Source organism: Sulfitobacter donghicola DSW-25 = KCTC 12864 = JCM 14565, from assembly GCF_000622405.1.
Taxonomy (GTDB): domain Bacteria; phylum Pseudomonadota; class Alphaproteobacteria; order Rhodobacterales; family Rhodobacteraceae; genus Sulfitobacter; species Sulfitobacter donghicola.
Genome location: NZ_JASF01000005.1, coordinates 3244488 through 3265051, shown reverse-complemented (window position 1 = coordinate 3265051; position 20564 = coordinate 3244488). Strand labels below are relative to the sequence as shown.

General features: G+C 55.8%; 21 protein-coding genes. 10 read left to right on the top strand and 11 right to left on the bottom strand.

Features of this window, described 5'->3' with window-relative positions:
- Window positions 1–8: 8 nt before the first annotated feature.
- Window positions 9–1316 (bottom strand): HlyC/CorC family transporter, encoded by a 1308-nt coding sequence (locus Z948_RS0117275; RefSeq protein WP_025060797.1) that lies wholly within the window; start codon window positions 1314–1316, stop codon window positions 9–11.
- A gap of 70 nt (window positions 1317–1386) precedes the next feature.
- Between Z948_RS0117275 and Z948_RS0117270 the strand changes: the two genes are divergently transcribed.
- Complete coding sequence (locus tag Z948_RS0117270; protein WP_025060796.1) at window positions 1387–2205, top strand: metallophosphoesterase family protein; 819 nt, start codon at window positions 1387–1389, stop codon at window positions 2203–2205.
- On the opposite strand, the gene Z948_RS0117265 is transcribed toward Z948_RS0117270, so the two are convergent.
- The 3 genes from Z948_RS0117265 to Z948_RS19090 are packed head-to-tail and all read right to left on the bottom strand — an operon-like array spanning window position 2142 to window position 4880.
- A complete protein-coding gene (locus tag Z948_RS0117265; protein WP_025060795.1) occupies window positions 2142–3119 on the bottom strand; it encodes a site-specific tyrosine recombinase XerD in 978 nt (325 codons plus the stop codon). The two genes, Z948_RS0117270 and Z948_RS0117265, sit on opposite strands and share 64 nt — an antisense overlap.
- The gene (locus Z948_RS0117260; protein ID WP_025060794.1) at window positions 3119–4723 is read right to left on the bottom strand and encodes a hypothetical protein; all 1605 of its coding nucleotides are present in this window, start codon (window positions 4721–4723) and stop codon (window positions 3119–3121) included. The genes Z948_RS0117265 and Z948_RS0117260 overlap by 1 nt, the downstream gene beginning before the upstream one ends.
- Before the next feature lie 4 nt (window positions 4724–4727).
- Entirely contained in the window at window positions 4728–4880 is a 153-nt protein-coding gene (locus Z948_RS19090; RefSeq protein ID WP_169736160.1) for a hypothetical protein, read from the bottom strand.
- 77 nt (window positions 4881–4957) lie between these two features.
- Here Z948_RS19090 and Z948_RS0117250 point away from each other — a divergent pair, with 77 nt between their 5' ends.
- Together Z948_RS0117250 and aroB are read left to right on the top strand one after the other, a co-directional pair.
- Complete coding sequence (locus Z948_RS0117250) at window positions 4958–5554, top strand: shikimate kinase (protein ID WP_025060793.1); 597 nt, start codon at window positions 4958–4960, stop codon at window positions 5552–5554.
- Window positions 5547–6659, top strand: coding sequence for a 3-dehydroquinate synthase (aroB, locus tag Z948_RS0117245; protein ID WP_025060792.1), 1113 nt, complete (start codon window positions 5547–5549; stop codon window positions 6657–6659). The genes Z948_RS0117250 and aroB overlap by 8 nt, the downstream gene beginning before the upstream one ends.
- 4 nt (window positions 6660–6663) lie before the next feature.
- Here the strand turns inward: aroB and Z948_RS0117240 are convergent, their stop codons facing one another.
- Both Z948_RS0117240 and ssb read right to left on the bottom strand, forming a co-directional pair.
- Entirely contained in the window at window positions 6664–6969 is a 306-nt protein-coding gene (locus Z948_RS0117240) for a hypothetical protein (RefSeq protein ID WP_025060791.1), read from the bottom strand.
- Window positions 6970–7132: 163 nt separating this feature from the next.
- The gene (ssb, locus tag Z948_RS0117235) at window positions 7133–7663 is read right to left on the bottom strand and encodes a single-stranded DNA-binding protein (protein WP_025060790.1); all 531 of its coding nucleotides are present in this window, start codon (window positions 7661–7663) and stop codon (window positions 7133–7135) included.
- Window positions 7664–7872: 209 nt separating this feature from the next.
- Between ssb and Z948_RS0117225 the strand changes: the two genes are divergently transcribed.
- Window positions 7873–8475, top strand: a complete 603-nt coding sequence (locus Z948_RS0117225) for a lytic transglycosylase domain-containing protein (RefSeq protein WP_025060789.1) — start codon at window positions 7873–7875, stop codon at window positions 8473–8475.
- Window positions 8476–8705: 230 nt separating this feature from the next.
- Complete coding sequence (locus Z948_RS0117220; RefSeq protein ID WP_025060788.1) at window positions 8706–9122, top strand: hypothetical protein; 417 nt, start codon at window positions 8706–8708, stop codon at window positions 9120–9122.
- Between the two features lie 233 nt (window positions 9123–9355).
- Here the strand turns inward: Z948_RS0117220 and Z948_RS0117215 are convergent, their stop codons facing one another.
- The 5 genes from Z948_RS0117215 to miaA all read right to left on the bottom strand — a co-directional run bounded on the left by Z948_RS0117215 (window position 9356) and on the right by miaA (window position 16213).
- Window positions 9356–11449: a dipeptide ABC transporter ATP-binding protein gene (locus Z948_RS0117215; RefSeq protein WP_025060787.1), complete on the bottom strand. Its 2094-nt coding sequence runs from the start codon at window positions 11447–11449 to the stop codon at window positions 9356–9358.
- Between the two features lie 99 nt (window positions 11450–11548).
- Entirely contained in the window at window positions 11549–13015 is a 1467-nt protein-coding gene (locus Z948_RS0117210) for an ABC transporter permease (RefSeq protein WP_025060786.1), read from the bottom strand.
- Window positions 13016–13029: 14 nt separating this feature from the next.
- Window positions 13030–14076 (bottom strand): ABC transporter permease, encoded by a 1047-nt coding sequence (locus Z948_RS0117205; RefSeq protein ID WP_025060785.1) that lies wholly within the window; start codon window positions 14074–14076, stop codon window positions 13030–13032.
- Window positions 14077–14420: 344 nt separating this feature from the next.
- Window positions 14421–15236, bottom strand: coding sequence for a helix-turn-helix domain-containing protein (locus Z948_RS0117200; RefSeq protein WP_025060784.1), 816 nt, complete (start codon window positions 15234–15236; stop codon window positions 14421–14423).
- A 95-nt stretch (window positions 15237–15331) separates the two neighbouring features.
- Window positions 15332–16213 (bottom strand): tRNA (adenosine(37)-N6)-dimethylallyltransferase MiaA, encoded by an 882-nt coding sequence (miaA, locus tag Z948_RS0117195; RefSeq protein WP_025060783.1) that lies wholly within the window; start codon window positions 16211–16213, stop codon window positions 15332–15334.
- 106 nt (window positions 16214–16319) lie between these two features.
- Between miaA and pyrH the strand changes: the two genes are divergently transcribed.
- The 5 genes from pyrH to dxr all read left to right on the top strand — a co-directional run bounded on the left by pyrH (window position 16320) and on the right by dxr (window position 20563).
- Window positions 16320–17045: a UMP kinase gene (gene pyrH / locus Z948_RS0117190; protein ID WP_025060782.1), complete on the top strand. Its 726-nt coding sequence runs from the start codon at window positions 16320–16322 to the stop codon at window positions 17043–17045.
- Window positions 17046–17182: 137 nt separating this feature from the next.
- Window positions 17183–17746, top strand: a complete 564-nt coding sequence (frr, locus tag Z948_RS0117185; protein ID WP_025060781.1) for a ribosome recycling factor — start codon at window positions 17183–17185, stop codon at window positions 17744–17746.
- Between the two features lie 87 nt (window positions 17747–17833).
- The gene (gene uppS, locus Z948_RS0117180) at window positions 17834–18586 is read left to right on the top strand and encodes a polyprenyl diphosphate synthase (RefSeq protein ID WP_025060780.1); all 753 of its coding nucleotides are present in this window, start codon (window positions 17834–17836) and stop codon (window positions 18584–18586) included.
- An 8-nt stretch (window positions 18587–18594) separates the two neighbouring features.
- The gene (locus tag Z948_RS0117175; protein WP_025060779.1) at window positions 18595–19386 is read left to right on the top strand and encodes a phosphatidate cytidylyltransferase; all 792 of its coding nucleotides are present in this window, start codon (window positions 18595–18597) and stop codon (window positions 19384–19386) included.
- Between the two features lie 4 nt (window positions 19387–19390).
- Window positions 19391–20563, top strand: coding sequence for a 1-deoxy-D-xylulose-5-phosphate reductoisomerase (dxr, locus tag Z948_RS0117170; RefSeq protein WP_025060778.1), 1173 nt, complete (start codon window positions 19391–19393; stop codon window positions 20561–20563).
- Window position 20564: the final 1 nt, after the last annotated feature.

The following is a 20564-nucleotide window of genomic DNA, read 5'->3' as shown; positions in this document are numbered from 1 at the left end:
CGAAACTGTTAAAGGGGGCGAATTTTCAGATCGGTGATGCGGTTGCCTTCACGGGCTAGAACCTCAAACCGGAAACCGTGGAACAAGAACACTTGCCCAGCGGTGGGGATCATCTGTGCCTCGTGAATAACCAGCCCCGCAACGGTGTTTGCCTCGTCATCGGGTAGGTTCCAATCGTTGGCGCGATTCAGGTCGCGGATCGTCATTGCGCCGTCCACCAGATACTGGCCGTCACTGTCGGTTTTTACGGCGTGTTCAGCCAGCGGGTCAAATTCATCCGTGATCTCGCCGACGATCTCTTCGAGAATATCCTCAAGCGTGATCAACCCCTGTAGCGTGCCGTATTCATCCACCACCAGCGCAAAATGGGTGCGGCGGTGCAGGAACTGGCGCATCTGTTCGTCCAGTGTCGATGTCTCGGGAACAAAATACGGCTCCATCGCAACCTCGGCGATGTCGAATTGTTTCAAAGCTGCTGCATCGCCTTCAGGGCCGCCGATCAGTTTGTACATGGCGCGCAGCAGGTCTTTGGCGTGGATCACGCCGATGATGTTTTCAGGATCATCGCGAAAGACGGGCAGGCGGGTGTGGTTGGATTGCAGGCATTGCTCTAGGATATCGGCGGGGGTGTTGCTGGCATCAATCATCTCGATGCCAGAACGGTGAAGCATGATCTCTTCTACCGCGCGTTCGCGCAGGTCCAGCGCGCCAAGGATGCGGTCACGGTCCTCTTTTTCGACAACCCCTTCGGAATGGCCCAACTGCAGCGCGCCTGCGATCTCTTCACGCACGGCAAGGATGTTGCTGTCAGGGTCAACCGATACGCCCAAGATGCGCAGCATGCCACGCACCACCAAACGAACAATCCGCACCACAGGGGCAAAGACCAACACAACCACGCTGATCGGACCAGACACCAGCGCCGCGGCGCGTTCGGCATTGGTAATGGCATAGGTTTTCGGCAGAACCTCGGCAAAGACAAGCACCAGCAGCGTCATCACCAACGTCGCCAGCGCGACACCGCTTTCGCCAAACAGCCGCGTAAACAGGGCCGTGGCCAGCGAGGCTGCAAGAATATTCACCAAGTTATTACCCAGCAAAACCGACCCGATCAGCCGCTCGTTATCTTCGGTGATGTTCAACGCGCGCTGAGCCCCCGCAGAGCCCTTGTCTGCTTGGGTGCGCAGCTTGCCGCGCGAGGCGGCCGTCAGCGCGGTTTCCGAACCGGAAAAGAAGCCGGAAAGGATCAAAAGAAACAGAATTATCGCAACTGAAATCCAGAACGCCGTATCGCCCGTTGCCTGTGGCATGTCCATGTGGGAACCTCTCTTGGGTAAGTTGTTCTGTTATGGGCTGAGGCCATGGCGCATTCAAGGAGAAGAGCCCATGAAACATGTTGATTTGGGTGTGTTGGATGGCGATCTGCTGGTGTTTGGTGGCCCTTACAGCAATTTGCAGGCCTCTTTGGCCGTTCTGGAGCAGGCCAAAGCCAAAGGGATCGCGCCAGATCATGTGATTTGCACAGGCGATGTGGTGGCCTATTGCGGATCGCCCATGGAAACTGTGCAGGTGATACGGGAATCGGGCTGTGTGGTTGTGGCGGGAAACTGCGAAATTCAGCTGGCGCAGCAGGCAGATGATTGCGGATGTGGCTTTGAACAAGGCACAACCTGTGACCGTCTGAGCGCGGCGTGGTATGCTTTTGCCAAATCCCAGCTGGGAGAGGCCGAGGCGAAATGGATGGGTGCCTTGCCTGATGTGGCAACCTTTACCCATCACGGACAGCGGTACGCCGTGATCCACGGCGGCGTGCGCGACGTGGCCCAGTTTATTTGGGAGACGGACAAAGACGCGGTCTTTACAACCGAATGGGAGGTGTTGGAGGCGTTGATCGGGCCGATAGATGCCATTTTGTCAGGCCACAGCGGCTTGCCCTTTGTGCGTGAGGCGTCGAAAGGCCGCTGGATTAACGCAGGGGTGGTCGGCATGCCCCCCCATGATGGAAAGCCGCAAACGCGCTACGCGGTCCTTCGTAAGGGGTGTGCACAAATCGAAACGCTTGATTACGACACCGCTGGTGCAATGCAGGATATGCAGGCCGCGGGCCTTCCCGATGACTATCGGCGCGCGCTCAGCAGCGGCTATTGGCCATCCGAGGATGTTTTGCCAGAGGTCTTGCGGGTTGCGATTTCTGACAGGGGGTGATGGTCTAGCACCAGCTCTGACAGACGCTCTTCCAAAACATGTGTGTAAATCTCGGTGGTGGCGACATCTGCATGGCCCAGCATGGTCTGGATCGCGCGCAGATCAGCGCCCCCCGCCAGCAGGTGGGTGGCAAAGGCATGGCGCAACGTGTGCGGCGTGACCTTGGCGGGGGAAACACCCGCCGCAACGGCAATGTCTTTGATCAACATGTAAAACCAATGGCGGGTGAGATGCCCTTCCTTGCCGCGTGAGGGAAAGAGAAACCGCGAGGCGGGTAGCTTTTTGGCGGCGCGCTCGGCCTCGTTTTCATCCCTAAGCTTGATCCAAAGAGCCAATGCATCGCGGGCATCGGGGGACAGCGGCACCATACGCTCTTTGCCGCCTTTGCCCATGATCAGCAGCAGGCGCGGATCGCCGCGGGTGGCGCTGACAGGCAACCCAACCAGTTCGCTCACCCGCATGCCCGTCGCATAAAGCAGCTCCATCAGGCAGGTGTTGCGAATGCGATCGGCTTCAGTACGTCCCAAGGTCCGAGCAGCGGCCAGCAGCCCGTCGACCTCTTCAATCGAAAGAACTTTGGGCAGACGTTTCTCTTGTCCTGGTCCGTTGATCTGGATCGCGGGATTATCGCTGCGCAGACCTTCCTCAAAGGCGAAACGATACAGCTGTTTAACTGCCGAAAGCCGCCGTGCGCGGGTGGATTTGGCCAATCCTTGCGCATCACAATGCACCAGATAGGCCTCAACGTCGGCGCGGCTGGCCTGTTCGAACGTGTTGTTTTTATGGGCCAACCAACCGTCAAAATCTTTTAGGTCACGGCCATAGGCCAGCAGCGTGTTTGTGGCCGCACCTAGTTCTGCGGCCTGAGCCTCTAGGAACATCGAAATCCAAGAAGAGGGCGTACGGGGCGACATTAGCTGCGCTCCAGTAGCAGGATTTGCAACGCGGCGCGGCGCGCTGTGTCTTCCAGCCCCAAAGCACGCAAAGTGCTGAGCGCGCGGCGCAAAGACTGGCTATCGCCCTGCGCGCCATCACGTAAATCGTCTAGGGTGAACAGCAAGGCCTCGCCCAGCCGATGGGATTTTGCCATGGCCATCCACGCCAGATTGGGTGTTGGCGTTTCAAAGGCATCATATATGGCGCGCGGCAGGGCGGCTGTGGGCGCGGTTTCTGGGGCTTCCCCCCGTGCAATGGCGCGCAACAAGGCGTCGTTTGGCCCTAGATCCAGATCTTGGGGCAGGGTCGCCGCGACCGTTTCATAGGACGGAGACAAAAGCCCCATATAGGCTAGAATGCGTGCGGATGAACCGCTCAAGGCCAGCCCGTTACTGCGCTCTTGAAACGAGGTTGAGAAGCTCACCTCCAACTCGGCGCTTTGCATTTCGCGCCACGCGGGGGGGAGTGTTTTTGAAATCGCATCGACGCTACGGGTGTTTAGCGCCGTGTCAAACCGCTGAACGGCGCGAACATGGTCCCAAACCCCGCCCGATGCCGCCGCTTTGCGATCGGTTAACAGGCCAAGCAATCGGTTATCGGGGAGGGCCCCCGTTCGCGTCAGGCGTTCGGCGGCTTCCAGTTGCGCCTTCCATCCCGCAACATCGCGAAGATCGGCAACGGCATAGGCATAGGGCAGCGGCCGTGTCGGGAGCGGCTCTCCGATGGTTTCAAACAGGCGAAACGTCAGCGGGTCCATTTCGCGCGGGGTGGCCAAAGGAGGGGCATCTTCAAACAGATCAGGATTCAGGAAACGATCCAGAACATTCAGCTTTTCCATGGGAATAAGCGATAGCGCCTTGGCAGAGCCAAAAGTCAGCATGGCTGTGTCCCAATCCCCGCCGCGCGCGGCGCAGAAAATTTTGATCGCGGAATCTTGGGTCAGATAGGGTGCTTTGGCCAAAGCATCACATGCGGTATCTTCAGTACCTACCAGCATGTTTAACTGTGCCCAGACATCAAACAAGCGGCGCGAGGTCATCGCGCCTGCCTGCTCGGCCAAAGCCATAGCAGGGTCAACCGCGCCAAGGGCCTCAAGCTTTTTCACCCGCGCAAGGGTGAGCGTGTCTAACGCCTGCGCGCCTTCTTTTGGTGGGGCGGTTTCGGCAAGGAGCAATGAAAACAGCAGGGCGTTCGCGGCGGGCAAGCCCAGCTCTGGCAGTGCATCGATCCTGCGCGTAAGGGCCGCAACAGGGCTGCCAGCCCACAAATCGGGCTTCATACCTGTTACCGAGGCCGGAACCAGACCAACGTTGCGCGGCACGGCAGCGCCCAAGGGGCGGGTTGTCACCTGTGGCGCGCTGCCGCTTTTGGTGACGGCAGGCTCGTCAATCGGTTTGGGCGTTTGGAGCGGTTTTGGCGTTGTGATAATCGGCGCGCGGGGCAGGCGGGCCTGTGGCGCGGGTTTGTCCAGCCAATCAATGACGGATAAAGGTGCTGCGGTTTCTGCGATAGCTAAACTGCAAAAGGGCACCGATAGCCCAAAAATTGCGCCGCGTAATAGGGTCCGTACAGGGACGGTCATCACGTTACTGCCCTTGCAGGGTAACGGGCAAATGTATTTCCTGAGTCGTTGGCGCAAAGTCGATTCCTAATTCGGGACCAACATATGCAAAGCCGACAAGGGCGATGAATCCAATAATCGCTAGGATAAACAGAAGCTTGAAGAGTTTGCCTAACATGGAATTCTGCCTGATTTGCCAATATTTTCCTAAACTATATATGGCCTTTCCGGTAAGATCACGTCATTCAGGTACAAATGAGTGAAATTGATCAATCCATGGCTGACATCCGCCGACCTCCCCGACGCTTTCGTCTGAAAAAGACGGTGGCTTTGGTCGGTATGATGGGGGCTGGCAAGACGGCAGTGGGGCGCGCTGTTGCTGCAAAACTTGATGTGCCGTTTCTGGATAGCGACGCAGAAATCGAAACGGCTGCGAATCTTTCGGTGCCTGAAATTTTCCAGCGCGACGGTGAACCCTTCTTTCGCAAACGCGAAACCGAAGTGATCCGAAGGTTGCTGGAAACCCAAAGCGGCATCCTGTCCACGGGTGGTGGTGCCTATCTGGCCGAAGTGAACCGAAACAATATCGCGGAAAAAGGCGTCGCCTTGTGGTTGGACGCCGATCTGGACCTGTTATGGAACCGTGTGAAACACAAAGACACACGGCCCTTGCTGCGCACCGCTGATCCGCGTGCAACATTGTCCGAGATATTTGCCAAACGCACGCCAATCTATCGCCTGTCCGAGCTTTGTGTAACCTGCGGCGATGACCTGTCTATTGATGATATGGCCGAACGGGTGATTGAAACGCTTTTATCCCGTCCTGACGTTCTGGAGAAAATTGATGAATGAACGTGTGCATGTCGCGCTTCCGGGGCGCGAATATAACGTAGAGATCGGCCCTGGCTTGCTGGCCCAAGCGGGCGCGCATGTTGCGCCGCTGCTGCGCCGCCCTCGGGTGGCTGTGATCAGCGATGAAAACGTGGCCGCATTGCATATGGATACCTTGCGGGCCGGTTTGGCGGCTGATGGCATTCGCATGGAGGCCCTCGTACTGCCCGCAGGTGAGGCGACAAAATGCTGGGCAGAGCTGACGCGCTGCGTTGAATGGCTGCTCGAGCAACAGGTCGAGCGGGGCGATATCGTTGTGGCCTTTGGTGGCGGCGTGATTGGGGATCTGGTGGGGTTTGCGGCTGCTGTGCTGCGCCGTGGTGTACGGTTTGTGCAAATCCCGACGTCTTTGCTGGCTCAGGTTGATAGCTCGGTCGGGGGTAAAACAGGGATCAACACCTCACATGGCAAAAACCTTGTCGGCGCGTTTCACCAGCCCTCATTGGTTTTGGCGGATACGGCTGTGCTGGGCACGCTAACGCCGCGTGATTTTTTGGCAGGATATGGTGAGGTCGTTAAATACGGCCTGCTTGGCGATGCGGCATTCTTTGACTGGCTCGAACAACAAGGGCCAGCCTTGGCCGATGGCGATGGGCCTGCACGGGTCGAAGCCGTCCGCCGCTCGGTCCAGATGAAAGCCGATATCGTCGAGCGGGACGAGACAGAGCAGGGGGATCGCGCCTTGCTGAACCTTGGTCATACTTTCGGGCACGCGCTGGAGGCCGCGACGGGCTATTCTGATCGGCTATTGCATGGCGAGGGCGTCGCGATTGGCTGTGCGCTGGCGTTTGAGCTGTCTTCCCGCATGGGCCTGTGTTCGCAAGAGGCGCCAAGCCGTGTGCGCGCGCATTTGCGGGCGATGGGGATGAAAGTTGATCTGGCTGATATTCCAGGTGATTTACCCGATGCCGAGGCTTTGCTGGGGCTGATGGGGCAGGATAAAAAGGTTGTCGAAGGGCAGCTTCGTTTCATTCTGGCCAGCGATATCGGCACGTCTTTTGTGACGGGTGATGTTGCCAAGGCAGATGTTCTATCGGTCCTGTCGGACGCTTTGGCCCAACGGTGACAGGTTAGTCTGACGGCGGGCTAAGATCGATATCCCATTTTTTGCAAAACCAGATGAAAAACGGGATTTCCACAATTGCCGCGCTGAGCAAGGTGAACACCCACCAAGGCACCGTAAACAGCACCATCGAAAACCGTATGCCGCTGCCATAATACAGCAGGCCCACAATAACGACCAAAACCGCGGATAACCCAAGATCCAGAACCATCATCCGGTTCAGCGTCTTTTCAGTCATGCGCGGGTAAATCGCGACATAGGCGAAAGCGATCACCGCAGCAGCGAAAATGAATACTTTTAGTTCGTGGTCCATCAAAACACCTTTGCGTCTTTGGCATTGAAGGGGGGCGTGTCAATCGCGGCCAAAGGGCCGTTGGGCGGGTTTCAACAATTCAGCGTGCTGAGAAAGAAGAAGGGCTAACAATCTGCTAGCCCTTCTTATGTCCTGTTTTCACGGGGAAAACCGGACCAAAATCTTAGAACGGGATTTCGTCATCCAGATCGCGTGCACCGCCACCACCAGAGGATTGGCCACCGCCGCCACCGCCAAAGCCACCGCCCTGATCGTAACCGCCGCCGCCTTGGTCATAGCCACCGCCGCCCATCGCGCCGCCGCCACCGCCGCCGCCCATAGAACCACCGCCGCCGCCGCCATCGCGACCGTCAAGCATGGTCAGCGTGCCGCCAAAGCCCTGAAGGACAACTTCGGTCGAATAGCGGTCTGCGCCGGATTGGTCCTGCCATTTGCGGGTTTGCAGCTGGCCTTCGATATAAACCTTTGAGCCTTTGCGCAGGTATTGTTCGGCAATACGCACCAACCCGTCGTTAAAAATCGCAACCGAGTGCCATTCCGTCCGTTCACGGCGCTCGCCCGTGTTTTTGTCTTTCCAGGTTTCAGAGGTCGCAATGCGCAGGTTGCAAACTTTGCCGCCATTCTGAAAACTACGGACCTCTGGGTCACGGCCCAGATTGCCGATAAGGATAACTTTGTTCACTGAGCCGGCCATGCTGCTCTCCTTGTTGGTCTCATTATGTCTATTGATCGCTGGTATCGGCCGAATCTCGCCGTACCTGTCCGGCGTCTTTATAACGGTATCGCAAGGCAGGGACACATGCTTTATCGTCTTGACGGAACAACTAGACCAGCAAGGTCTGGTCATGGCGGTAGCGTTTGATATAGTGGCGGCCAAACACGATGTTGAGGGCAAAGAGCAGTATGCGCATAGCACTAGTAGCATTGATAGCTGGATCAATCGGAATGGGCGCGCCCGTTTCCGCCGATATTTTCTCATCAAAAAGCCGCAGCAAGCTGTTTGCGACACAGAAAAAGCTGCTCGATACGCGTGCGACCGCACAATATAACAGCTCGGTCCGGTTGCAGCCGCCAAAGGTGGTTACACCGACGAAATGGGATGATGGCAGCGGTGCCAAGGTCAAGAAATATCGGGGCCGCTATAAGGGGCCGTTTTTGGCCATGGCGCGGGCTGCGGCAGATAAACATGGTATTCCACAGGATCTTTTCCTGCGTCTGGTGCATCAAGAAAGCCGTTGGAACCACAAGGCGGTTTCCCATGCTGGGGCGATCGGGCTTGCGCAGTTGATGCCGGGCACAGCGGCCTTGTTGCGGGTTGACCCAACAGTTCCATCGCAAAACCTAGAGGGTGGCGCACGGTATCTTAAGCAACAGTATGATACGTTTGGATCATGGCGTCTGGCATTGGCCGCCTATAACGCAGGTCCGGGTGCGGTTAAGAAGTACGGCGGAATTCCCCCCTATAGAGAGACGAAAAACTACGTTCGGATCATCGCGGGAAGCTGATTCATTTATTTTTTTACGGTTATTTTCGATTTTTCGGGCGTAACCTCGCCCGTCAAAATGGCCTCAGATAGGGCCAAAACCTCTTTGTTTTATTGGTGTATCTTGGAAACTTCCCTGTGACCAAGGCCTGATCTGTCTTAATGGCATCCAGTTTGCGCCCAATTCTGGCCCAATTCCTCAACGATAGGTTAACGAGTACCGAGTAACGAGTTTTGATGAGAGTTAACCACATGAGCCAAGACATTTTTAACCAGCGTATCGCACGGATCAACAATCATGCGGGCTATGGCAAATCTGAAATGGCAACGGGTGAGGGCACGGCAACGTCGATGTTCAGTTCTCCATCTCTTTCCAGTTCCACTCCCACGGCGCGCCGGAACGTCAAACCGATGTTGCTGGGCGCCGTGTTGGGGATGGTTGTAGGCACCATTGCTGCTGGTTTGGAAAACGCGGCAATGCCTTGGGGGCCTGGATTTGAATATAACGAGATGATCACAATCCCAACGCTATTGGCGCTATGTGCGGGGCCGGTTATGGCGATTGCAGGCAGCGCAATGCGCGGCCGCTTCCCGTCGTTCTTCTTTTTCGCAGCGGCCTATTTCCCCTGCGTGATCGCAATGGCGCTGCTCGAGCTTCCATTGTTCTAATTGATTAGACTAAATGCTAAAAAGGCGGCCCTCATCGGCCGCCTTTTTGCGTTTCAGGGATAAGGCCGCGCCGAATAGATAGCTGCCGCAAAAGATGACCGATCCAGATCAGTTCAATATCGATTTATCGGCAGCTCATTCAAAAAAACCAAGGCGCCTTTCAGCTTTGATAAGCTGTTGTTTTCCAAGGATAGGCAGAGAAAACGGCCCCTTTTATGATGTTGGCGTCAGGATCATTCAGCCGCAACGTCGCCCATTTCAATGACAGGTTCCATGCCGTCGAACTCTTCTTGGCTCAGGTGGCATTTGATCTGGTGATCCCCGTTTAACATCCGCACGGATGGCACTTCGGTTTCACACAGATTGCCAGCAACCTTGGATTTCCAGCGGCAGCGCGTCTGGAACGGGCAACCCGTTGGCGGGTTCATGGCAGAGGGAATATCGCCATCCAGAACGATGTGCTTTTTCTTTACCTTAGTGTCCGCAATCGGCACCGCAGATAGCAAGGCCTCGGTATAGGGGTGATAGGGGGGCGCAAAGACTTGATCGGTGCTGCCCAATTCAACAACATGGCCCAGATACATCACCATCACACGATCGCTAAGATAACGCACAATGCTGAGATCGTGGGAAATGAACAACAGCGTGGTTTTCTGCTCGCGTTGAATTTCCATCAACAGGTCGGTCACCGCCGCCTGAACCGATACATCCAAGGCCGAGACAGGTTCATCCGCGACCACAATCCGCGCATCCCCCGCAAAGGCGCGCGCAATGCCCACACGTTGCTTTTGCCCGCCAGACAGCTGGCGTGGCATACGGGTGGCAAACTCACGCGGTAGTTTCACAAGGTCCAGCAGCTCTAGCATCCGCTGCCAACGGTCGCTTTCGCTGTTGCCGATTTTGAAAATCTCGAGCGCGCGAACGATCTGACGGCCAACCGTCATGGACGGGTTCAGCGTATCAAACGGGTTTTGGAAAACCATCTGAACATCCGCGACATTTTGGGTGCTGCGGTTTTCAATCGGCACGCTGCCGATGCTTTCGTTGTCCAGCAAAATGGTGCCGTCTGTGGCTGTTTCTAGCCCCATCAACACTTTGGCAAAGGTGGATTTACCACAGCCACTTTCCCCCACAATGGCAAGGGTTTCGCTTTCGCGGGCCTCAAAGCTGAGGGTTTCGTTGGCCTTTACCACCTTGGTATTGCCTCCGCCAAACATGGCGTTGGCCGCGACCTGATAGTATTTCTTGAGGTTATCCATTTTCAGGACAACATCGCCCACTTCGCCTTTTTCTTTGACTTCGCCAACTTCCAGCGGCGCCTGCCAGTCGATTTCTTGGAACTTCAGGCAGCGGGTTGCATGGCGGTCGTTGCCTTCAACGTCAGCCATTTGAATTGGGCCCTGATCACAGCGGCCAGCCTCGAAATAATCGCAGCGCGGACCAAAGTTACAGCCGTTCGGGCGTTCGTGCGGCAGGGGAAAGTTTCCAGGGATCGCGACCAGTGGGCGGGCGTTTTTATCCGCACCGGGCAGGGGGATCGAGCGGAACAGCGCCTGCGTATAGGGGTGCTGCATCTCGTCAAAGACATCTTCGATTGATCCGCGCTCAACCGCTTCGCCGGAATACATCACGCAAATGCGGTCACAGGTTTCCAGAACCAGCCCGAGGTTATGTGAGATAAACAGCATCGAGGTGCCGTATTTCTTGCCAAGGTCTTTGACCAGCTCAACCACAGCCGCCTCAACGGTCACGTCTAACGCAGTGGTAGGTTCATCCAAAATCAGCAAGGACGGCTCAGACATCAGCGCCATGGCGATGACGATCCGCTGCTGCTGCCCCCCTGATAGCTGGTGAGGGTATGAGTTGAGAATGCGTTTCGGGTCAGGCAGTTTCACATCCGTGACCACCTGAAGCGCGCGTTCGTTGGCTTCTTTTTCGGACATTCCACCGTGGATCATCGGAACTTCGGCCAATTGTTTGCCGATCTTCATGGCTGGGTTTAGCGAGGCCATCGGCTCTTGGTAGATCATGGCGATTTCACTGCCGCGCACATCGCGCAGCTCGGCATCGCTCATCTCGCCCAGATCGCGGCCTTTGAATTTGATCGAACCACCAACAATGCGGCCGTTTTTGCCCAAATCCTGCATCACGCCCAGCGCCACAGTTGATTTGCCACAGCCGGATTCGCCGACCACGCCAACCGCTTCACCGGGTTTGATAGAGACAGAAAAATCCATCACCGCAGGGATTTCGCGCAACCGTGTAAAGAAGGAAATCGAAAGCTTGTCGATCTCTAGAATGGGACCATCATAATCGGTCTTTGTCATTGTGTGTCTCCTTTGGGGGAGGGCCGCAAAACAGGGTGTTTCTTTGGCCATAAATGTCGTGGGGGACCGTGGGCGCGGCCCCAGTCCCCCGTTCTCAACTTAGTCGCGCAGGCTTTCTTCGCGTAGACCATCCGCCAGCAGGTTCAGCCCCAGCACCAGTGTCAGCAAGGACAAGGCAGGAGCGATAGCCGCATGGGGGTAGATCGACAGTAGGCGACGGCCAGCGTTGATCGTGGTGCCCCAATCAGGGCTTTCCGATGCCAGACCCAAGCCAAAGAAACCCAAGGTTCCCAGCAGGATGGTGGTATAGCCGATGCGCAGGCAGAAATCGACGATCAGCGGGCCACGCGCATTGGGCAGGATCTCCCACAGCATGATGTACCACGGACCTTCACCGCGCGTCTGTGCCGCCGCAACATAGTCGCGGGTTTTGATGTCCAGCGCCAAGCCGCGCACGATACGGAACACCGTGGGCGAGTTCACAAACACAACCGATACAAACACCACAAGGATTTCCTTGGGCATCGCGATCCAGTCTAGGAAGGCAGGAATACCGGGAAGGGTGAATTTGTCATTGTCTACAATCGCGCCATCATTACTGATCAGCGACATATAGGCCCAGAACAACCCGCCCAAGACCACGATCAGCAGCGGTGTGCGGAACGTCGGCTGCGTGTAATAACGTGAGTTCAGCAAAACACAGGCAAAGATGATCGGGAAGAAGAACAGAACAGCCGCCATATAGTTCGGAATACCTGTCTGGACGATCTCTGGCGTAACCAGCAGAAAGAACAGCAAGATAACCGGAAAAGCGAGGATCAGGTTGGCAAGGAAGCTCAGGAACGTATCCAGCTTGCCACCGTAATACCCCGCAGGCAGGCCCAGCGTGATCCCAACCATAAAGGCAAACAATGTCGCCAGCGGCGCAATCAGAACAACAATCCACGCGCCGTCAAACAGGCGGCTGAACACGTCCCGCGCCAGATTATCGCCGCCCAGTAGGAACCACTGAAAATCGCCGTCCTCAGCACCGCGCAACGGTGTTCCCGGTGCTTTGTTTTTCATGCCTGAAAACTGGCTAAGCGTATCATGCGTGATGATCATATCCATCACGCCGCCAAAGAATCCCGCAAACACCCAAAACATGACAAGGCCAAAGCCGATCATGCCCACGGTGCTGTCGAATAGCTTGCCATAAAGGCCCAGCTTGCGTTTGAACGTGATCGACAAGGCGTATGTTACAACAAGCGCAATCCAGACGGGCAGCAGCTGTTTAGCCATACCGCCAAGGATACCCGCGTTCGTCCCCATAAAGACGCCAATGATGATATACAGCAAAAGCACCCCGATCGTTGCGATCAGCGCATAGCGCACAATCATCGCGATAAAGCCAGACAGGCCTTTATCTGCGGCCATTGAGCCATCAGCATAAACAGCGCGGCTGCCCTCGGATGGTACAAGGCTAACCAATATCTGGGCGATGATCGAAACCACCAGCACGCCAACAGCCAGTGAGAGGAAAAGATTAAGCGGCGAAAGCGCTCCGGTCCAAGTGAGTTGTTCCATGACTATGCCCTCCCTTATGAAATGCGGATGCGTGGGTTGAGGAAGACATACCCGATGTCAGAGATCAGCTGCGTCAGCAGGACCACCACAACAGATACAACCGAAACGGCCAGCAAAAGCTCGATGTCGTTGTTACCAGCGGCTTGTACCAGCACCCAACCAAAGCCTTTGTAGTTGAACAGCGTCTCAACAATCACAACGCCGTTCAACAGCCACGGGATTTGCAACATGATCACCGTAAACGGGGCAATCAACGCGTTGCGTAGCGCGTGTTTTAGGACGATGTCGCGAAACTTGACCCCCTTCAGGCGGGCGGTGCGGATATACTGTGCCGTCATGACTTCGGTCATCGAGGCCCGTGTCATCCGCGCGATATATCCCATCCCATAAAGCGAGATGGTGAGGACCGGCAGGAAGAAGTTCTCAAAATTGGCATTCTCCATCGCACTGGTGGCAGAGCCTTTGAACCATTTCAGCCCAAAAGCCGAAGAGGCAAAGACCGCGATAAAGATAACGCCAGACACATATTCAGGTGTTGCCGTGCTCACAATTGAAACAGTGGAAAGAGAGCGGTCAACCTTGGAGCCTTCTTTCATCCCTGCCAGAACGCCAATGGTTAGCGCCATAGGGACCATCAAAACCAGAACCCAGAACATCAGCTTGCCTGTCAGGGCCAGACGCGTGGCAACAATGCTGCCAACGTCATCCTTGAAAACCGTGGAAAACCCCCAATCGCCCTGTAACACGCCACAAAACCTGCGGCGTTCTTCGGCTGGGGTGCTTTCGGTAAAGCAGCGGCCAATCGTTGTGCCATCTTCCTTTTCCGTCACCCAACCAGGTGCGATGCCCATCCATTGGGCAAATTTAACGGGAAGTGGATCAAGATATCCGCGATCCCCTAAATAAGAGCTCACGGCCTCGTCGCTCATCCGGAAGTTACCTTGGGTTTTGGCGAGCTTTTCGAGGTTCGGATAAAGATTCGTCAGCCAGAATACGATGAAGGTCAGGCAAAGCGCCGTTAGTATCATCACACCCAGACGTCTGAGAATGAATAGTCCCATGTATGTTAGCCCCTGTTGTTGGCTGAGAGCAGGTTGATCCTGCCTATGGCGTTGAGCATTTGCCCATTGTTAGGAGAGGGAATGGCGTTCGCCGATGGTCATAACGCGCAGGCTATTCTACGCGGCATATGTTTCCCCTGATCTGTTTGTCAGACCTATTGATTTGATTGGTCCCTTTATGGGCCGACCCTAAGCGACATGAGGCACGACTATGCGCAGCGCGTCAATGTCAGCATGGGGATTTTCCGTGCAGATCAGCGATAAAGGGTGCCATGAAATTGAATTATCATGAAATGACAAAGGGATAGGTTAAAAGATTTCGCCGTGACTTTGTCATGATCTGCTTAACCGCTCAGCTGTTTCACCCTGTTCGAATTTGCCGGAGCGCGCAATTGGCTAGGGGAATGACCTGCATGTTGCTGCATAAAACGGGTGAAATAGGCAGCGCTGCTAAATCCCAGATGTTGGGCGATGTTGCGGGCAGGGTGGTTTGTTGTTTCCAACAGATCGCGGGCGGCGTGAACCACGCGTTCGGTCAATAGCTCGGCTGCGGTTTTGCCCGTTGCCGTCTTTACCGCCCTTGTTAGATGGGTCGGGGTGACCCCCAGTTCGGTTGCATAAAACGCCATTGAGGCGCCAGATGTATAGTGTTTCGGAATCATTTGGGCAAAACGCGCGGACAGGCGTTCGCCTGCTGTGCGGCGCTCGGGTATGTGCTCATCTTCCAGAATCTGGCGCCGCAGCCAGACAGACATAAGCGCCACATGCGCCTCCAACGCATCCTGCGCCAAAGGTCGCGATTGGCTTTGCTCCCGCTGGGCGACCTCGATCAGCGCGGTCAGTTCGGCCTGAATATGGACGTCACGTATCCTGAGGTGGCGCGCCATATCGGGCAGGCGCAGCGGTGTGCCAACAGGAATGGTAACCGCCTGACCCAAACTTTGAGGCCCCAGATCAACCGAAAACAGCGTGTCCGCAGGGATGAAAACGGCGTTATGGGTGCCCAATCCGCGCCTGCGCCCATCAAGAAGAATACGGCCCTGACCGCGGGTGAACCAAAGCAGCGTGTGATGCGGCCGATCATGCGCCAGCCCCAGCCGCCATTGGGTATTCCCCCCCAATTGCAAAAGTGTTTTTATCGCAAGTTCTGTCGCAATCATCAGGAGGTCATCTCTTGCGTCTGGAGGGGAGGTCGTACAACCCTAGCGGGATTAAATTTCAAATTTCACAGAAACGCAATCTGTATCGGAAGCGTTTATTCAGGCAAAATTAACTTTTGCCAAGCACCCATTTTACTTCTGATCCACGTGCGCTGTCTCTTTGCATATTGGCGTGTGGCGATAATTGCAGCGTCTCGCGCTTCTTCCAAAGTGAATGTACCACGCAAATAGGCCAGCAATTCAGGAACGCCAATGGCCTTATGGGCGGGCAATCTGGGGTTGTAATGGGGCGCGATCGCGCGCACCTCGTCCAATGCGCCGCCCGCGATCATCAGATCAAACCGCCTTTCGATCCGTTCGGCCAACCAATCGCGATCTACATCCAATGCGATTGGCGTGCAGTCTGACAGGTTTAACAGGGGGGCTGGGGTTTCGGATTGCCACTGCGACAGCCCCTTGCCTGTCGCCTCTAGGACTTCCCAAGCGCGCTGCACCCTTGCGCGATTGGCCAAATCTATCCCCGCCGCTGTTGCTGCATCCAACCCCTGAATGAGCTCTTGCAGGGGCAGGGTATTGGCATGCTCCCTCAATTCCACAGGAGTCTGTGGAATATCGGCCAGCCCTTCGGTCAACGCCTGAAAATACAAACCAGTGCCCCCCACCAGAATGGGGCGCTGCCCTTGTGCGATGATTTCGGCAACCTCACGCAGCCAATGGCCCGTGGAATAGGGGGCATCCTCGGCGAGGTGACCATAAAGGCGGTGCGGGGCCTGTGCCTCTTCCTCTGCTGAGGGGCGCGCGGAAATAACCCGCCAGCAGCCATAAACCTGACTCGCATCCGCATTTACGATAACGCCACCCTCTTTGGCGATCTCCAAAGCCAGAGCCGACTTGCCCGAGGCCGTTGGCCCCGCAATCAGAACCGGACGGGTCGGGGGAATAGACGCGAGCAGCGCGGCCGTTGCATTTTGCGACATTTCTTTGCTCCGAGTTGCTGCGCTGCATTGAATGTTTGCGCTATTTGCGACATTTTACGCCAAAGCGAAAGCCTCACGTTAAAACACCTTCGAAAGGTTCCCCCTCATGTCAGATTCCTCTCAAACATCCTTTAATCGGGTCATGCTCAAGATTTCGGGGGAGGCGTTGATGGGAGATCAGGGGTTTGGCCTTCATCCGCCCACGGTTGAGCGGATCGCAAAAGAAGTAAAGACCGTTCACGATATGGGCGTCGAGATTTGTATGGTCATCGGTGGCGGCAACATCTTTCGCGGGCTGCAAGGCTCGGCGCAGGGGATGGAGCGGACCACGGCCGACTATATGGGGATGCTGGCCACAGTGATGAACGCATTGGCGATGCAATCCGCGCTAGAGGCCGAAGGCATCCACACCCGCGTTATTTCGGCGATTACGATGAACGAAGTGGCCGAACCCTATATCCGCCGCCGCGCCGTGCGCCACCTAGAGAAAAAGCGCGTCTGCATCTTTGCAGCGGGAACAGGCAACCCGTATTTCACCACAGATACGGCCGCGACCCTGCGCGCAAACGAAATGTCCTGTGAGGCGATCTTTAAGGGCACCAAAGTTGACGGTGTTTATGATAAAGACCCAGCAAAACATGATGATGCTGTGCGCTATGACAATGTCAGCTATGACGATGTGCTGGCCAAACGCCTAGGCGTTATGGATGCCTCGGCTATCGCATTGGCGCGCGACAACAATCTGCCGATCATCGTCTTTTCGCTGGATGAACCGGGCGGGTTCAAAGGTATTCTGGCGGGTGAAGGCACATATACCCGCGTTCAGGGTTAATTTCAGCAGGTAGGGCGGCGCCGGTTACAATCGGCGATACCTGTCCTGCAAAGCCAAAGCCTTCTGGCCTTTTGTATGACGGGGCATTAAACCCTCTCAAAAGGCCGAAAGACGGTTAACTAACAGGAGGACAAAGCATGTCTGAAGATTTTATGCTTGATACGGACGACCTAGAGCGTCGGATGCTGGGCGCAATTGCATCCTTGAGAACCGAGTTTTCATCTCTGCGTACCGGTCGCGGATCTGCTTCCATGCTAGAGCCTGTGATGGTTGATGCCTATGGCTCGATGACGCCGATCAACCAAGTGGGCACCGTTAACGTGCCAGAGCCACGTATGGTCACGATCAACGTCTGGGACAAGGCGCTGGTGGGTAAGGTTGAAAAAGCAATCCGCGAAAGTGGTTTGGGGATTAACCCGCAGCTGAACGGCACCATCATCATGCTGCCTATCCCCGAGCTGAACGAAGAGCGTCGCACCGAGCTGACCAAAGTTGCTGGCGGCTATGCCGAAAACGCGCGGGTGAGCATCCGCAACATCCGTCGTGACGGCATGGACCAGATCAAAAAAGCCAAAGCTGACGGCATGTCAGAAGATGACCAAAAGATCTGGGAAAGCGAAGTTCAGGACCTGACCAACAAGCAGATCAAAGCCATTGATGATCAGCTTGAGGCAAAACAAGCAGAAATTATGCAAGTTTAACAGGCTTTTGCCTTATTATGGGCGGGTCACCGTTCTAACAGGTGATACCCGACCCAAAAACAGGCCTTATAGAATGCGTCAAATTTCATGATTAAACGCGCCACAGCAAAAGTTGAAATTCCGCCGGAACCTCTTGAGGGGGGGCCGCGACATGTGGCGATTATCATGGATGGTAACGGCAGGTGGGCGACCCAGCGCGGGCGCCCTCGTTTGTTCGGCCACCATGCAGGCGCAAAGCGTGTGCGTGAAGTTGTCGAAGCCTGCCCAGATGTTGGCGTTGAATACCTCACCATCTTTGCCTTCTCGACCGAAAACTGGAAGCGGACGCAGGTTGAAGTGGCAGGGCTGATGAGCCTGTTCCGCCGTTACATCACCAAAGAAACCCGTAGTCTCAGCGAGTTTGGCGTGCGGGTTCGCTTTATCGGGGATCGCGTCCGGTTGGACGACAAGCTGATCAAGCTGATGAATGACCTCGAAGAGGCAACCGCCCATAACACCCGTGTGCACCTGACCATCGCCCTGAACTATGGTGGCCGTGATGAGGTGGCGCGCGCCACCAAACGTTTGGCGCAGGATGTGGCTGATGGGCATTTGGACCCTGAATCAGTGGATGAAGAAACACTGCCAAAGTATTTGGATACATATGTTCTTCCTGATCCTGACCTCGTGATCCGCACCAGCGGTGAGGCGCGGATTTCAAACTTTTTGCTGTGGCAATCAGCCTATGCAGAATATGAATTTATCGACACGCTGTGGCCTGACTTTACGCGCGAAGAGTTTGCCAAGCTGTGTGCGTCATATGGCGGACGGGATCGACGTTTTGGCGCGGTCAAAACCTGAGGAACTCCATGAGCAGTAGTGAAAAATGGTCTGATCTGGCAACACGCGTAGGGTCTGGCCTTGCGATGGTTTTTGTTGGCGCCCTGTGTATTTGGATGGGAGGGCTGACCTTTCATCTGTTGGTGGCGGTGATCTGCGGGTTGATGGTCTGGGAACTGGTGGGCATGTTGCGGCCAAACGTGGCAAGCCAGCAGCTGTTGCTGGGCTTGTTAACCGGCGTTGTCCTCCTTTCGTCAGCTTATATTCCGGCCAGCATTGGCATGCTGGTTTTGGCGGTTCCGGTTCTTGTTGGGCTTGGTTTGGTCCCCCAACAGCGGGCCCTTTATGCGGTTTTTGCGGTTCTGATCATCTTATCGGGGATTAGTCTGATGTTGATCCGTGACACGATGGGCGTTGGGTGGATGCTGTGGCTGGCCTTTGTTGTCGTGATTACCGATGTGGTGGGCTATTTTGCAGGGCGGGCCTTTGGCGGCCCGAAATTCTGGCCTGCGATCAGCCCCAAAAAGACATGGTCGGGAACGGCCGCAGGATGGGTTGGCGCGGCGATCGTTGGTTTTGCGTTCTCGCTGAATACAGGTTCTGGCCTGTCGCTCGTCTGGATTTCCATCGCGGTTTCAATGGCTTCCCAGATGGGAGACATTATTGAATCCGCGCTAAAGCGTAAGATGGGGATCAAGGACAGCTCAAACCTCATCCCTGGGCATGGTGGTCTGATGGACCGCTTTGACGGGATGCTGGGGGCGTCTGTGTTCCTGTTGCTGGTTGTCCAAGTCATCGGTTTCCCTGCCGGATTGGGCTGAGCGCATGCGTAGGGTCAGTATTTTCGGGGCGACGGGGTCGATCGGGCAAAACACAATTGACCTGATCAAACGTGCGCCTGACGCATATGATGTGATCGCGCTGACAGGCGCGGGCAACATTGCGCAATTGGTTGAGGATGCCATTGCCCTAAAAGCCGAGATCGCTGTGACGGCGGATGAAACCCGTTTGGGCGATCTACAGGCAGGGCTGGCTGGAACGGGGATCGAGGCGGCTGCTGGTGCTCAGGCGATTGCCGAGGCAGCAGATCGTCCCGCGGATTGGGTGATGTCGGCGATTGTCGGCGCGGCAGGCTTGGCGCCCGGTATGGCGGCGCTAAAGCAGGGGACGACCTTGGCGCTGGCCAATAAGGAATCGCTGGTTTGCGCGGGTAAGCTGCTGTTGGAAACGGGCAGGGCGCATGGCGCAGAAATCCTCCCCGTTGATAGTGAACATTCTGCCGTGTTTCAGGCGCTGGTTGGTGAACCGATGGAGGCTGTCGAGCGCATCATCATCACCGCCTCAGGTGGTGCATTCCGTGATTGGCCAATCGAGGATCTGCCCAAGGCAACGCTGGATCAGGCCTCAAGCCATCCGAATTGGGACATGGGCCAGCGGATCACGATTGACAGTGCGTCAATGTTTAACAAGGCGATGGAAGTCATTGAAACCCGTGAGTTCTTTGGCATCTCGCCCGACCAGATCGAAGTGTTGATCCACCCCCAAAGCATGATCCACGCGCTTGTCGGTTTTAACGATGGCGCGCTGATGGCGCATGTAGGTCCGCCAGATATGCGCCATGCCATTGGATATGCACTCCATCACCCAGCGCGGCGGCATTTGCCGGTTGAGCGGCTGGACCTCGCCAAGATCGGCACATTCGAATTCCGCGCCCCTGATGATCAACGCTGGCCCGCATTGCGGATCGCGCGCGAAGTCATGGCCCGCGGCGGATTGGCGGGGGCTGTTTTCAACGCGGCCAAAGAAACGGCATTAGACGGGTTTATCGCAGGTCATCTGAAATTTACCCAGATGTCTGATGTTGTTGAACAGACATTAGAGCAGATGGATACCCATGGAGGCCATATTGATGCCACCATGACCCTTGATAACGTGCTGAAAACAGATCATCTGGCACGCAAGGTAGCAAAAGCTGCCACAGAACAAAGAGCAAGGTAGA

Bases quoted from the DNA above. Each gene is read 5' to 3' on its own strand.
- Z948_RS19090 (WP_169736160.1), bottom strand. From the start codon at position 4,880: ATGTTAGGCAAACTCTTCAAGCTTCTGTTTATCCTAGCGATTATTGGA.
- Z948_RS0117225 (WP_025060789.1), top strand. From the start codon at position 7,873: ATGCGCATAGCACTAGTAGCATTGATAGCTGGATCAATCGGAATGGGC.
- Z948_RS0117275 (WP_025060797.1), bottom strand. From the start codon at position 1,316: ATGGACATGCCACAGGCAACGGGCGATACGGCGTTCTGGATTTCAGTT.
- Z948_RS0117205 (WP_025060785.1), bottom strand. From the start codon at position 14,076: ATGGGACTATTCATTCTCAGACGTCTGGGTGTGATGATACTAACGGCG.
- Z948_RS0117260 (WP_025060794.1), bottom strand. From the start codon at position 4,723: ATGACCGTCCCTGTACGGACCCTATTACGCGGCGCAATTTTTGGGCTA.
- aroB (WP_025060792.1), top strand. From the start codon at position 5,547: ATGAATGAACGTGTGCATGTCGCGCTTCCGGGGCGCGAATATAACGTA.
- Z948_RS0117265 (WP_025060795.1), bottom strand. From the start codon at position 3,119: ATGTCGCCCCGTACGCCCTCTTCTTGGATTTCGATGTTCCTAGAGGCT.
- frr (WP_025060781.1), top strand. From the start codon at position 17,183: ATGTCTGAAGATTTTATGCTTGATACGGACGACCTAGAGCGTCGGATG.
- Z948_RS0117175 (WP_025060779.1), top strand. From the start codon at position 18,595: ATGAGCAGTAGTGAAAAATGGTCTGATCTGGCAACACGCGTAGGGTCT.
- dxr (WP_025060778.1), top strand. From the start codon at position 19,391: ATGCGTAGGGTCAGTATTTTCGGGGCGACGGGGTCGATCGGGCAAAAC.
- miaA (WP_025060783.1), bottom strand. From the start codon at position 16,213: ATGTCGCAAAATGCAACGGCCGCGCTGCTCGCGTCTATTCCCCCGACC.
- Z948_RS0117250 (WP_025060793.1), top strand. From the start codon at position 4,958: ATGAGTGAAATTGATCAATCCATGGCTGACATCCGCCGACCTCCCCGA.
- Z948_RS0117270 (WP_025060796.1), top strand. From the start codon at position 1,387: ATGAAACATGTTGATTTGGGTGTGTTGGATGGCGATCTGCTGGTGTTT.
- uppS (WP_025060780.1), top strand. From the start codon at position 17,834: ATGATTAAACGCGCCACAGCAAAAGTTGAAATTCCGCCGGAACCTCTT.
- Z948_RS0117215 (WP_025060787.1), bottom strand. From the start codon at position 11,449: ATGACAAAGACCGATTATGATGGTCCCATTCTAGAGATCGACAAGCTT.
- pyrH (WP_025060782.1), top strand. From the start codon at position 16,320: ATGTCAGATTCCTCTCAAACATCCTTTAATCGGGTCATGCTCAAGATT.
- Z948_RS0117200 (WP_025060784.1), bottom strand. From the start codon at position 15,236: ATGATTGCGACAGAACTTGCGATAAAAACACTTTTGCAATTGGGGGGG.
- Z948_RS0117240 (WP_025060791.1), bottom strand. From the start codon at position 6,969: ATGGACCACGAACTAAAAGTATTCATTTTCGCTGCTGCGGTGATCGCT.
- ssb (WP_025060790.1), bottom strand. From the start codon at position 7,663: ATGGCCGGCTCAGTGAACAAAGTTATCCTTATCGGCAATCTGGGCCGT.
- Z948_RS0117210 (WP_025060786.1), bottom strand. From the start codon at position 13,015: ATGGAACAACTCACTTGGACCGGAGCGCTTTCGCCGCTTAATCTTTTC.
- Z948_RS0117220 (WP_025060788.1), top strand. From the start codon at position 8,706: ATGAGCCAAGACATTTTTAACCAGCGTATCGCACGGATCAACAATCAT.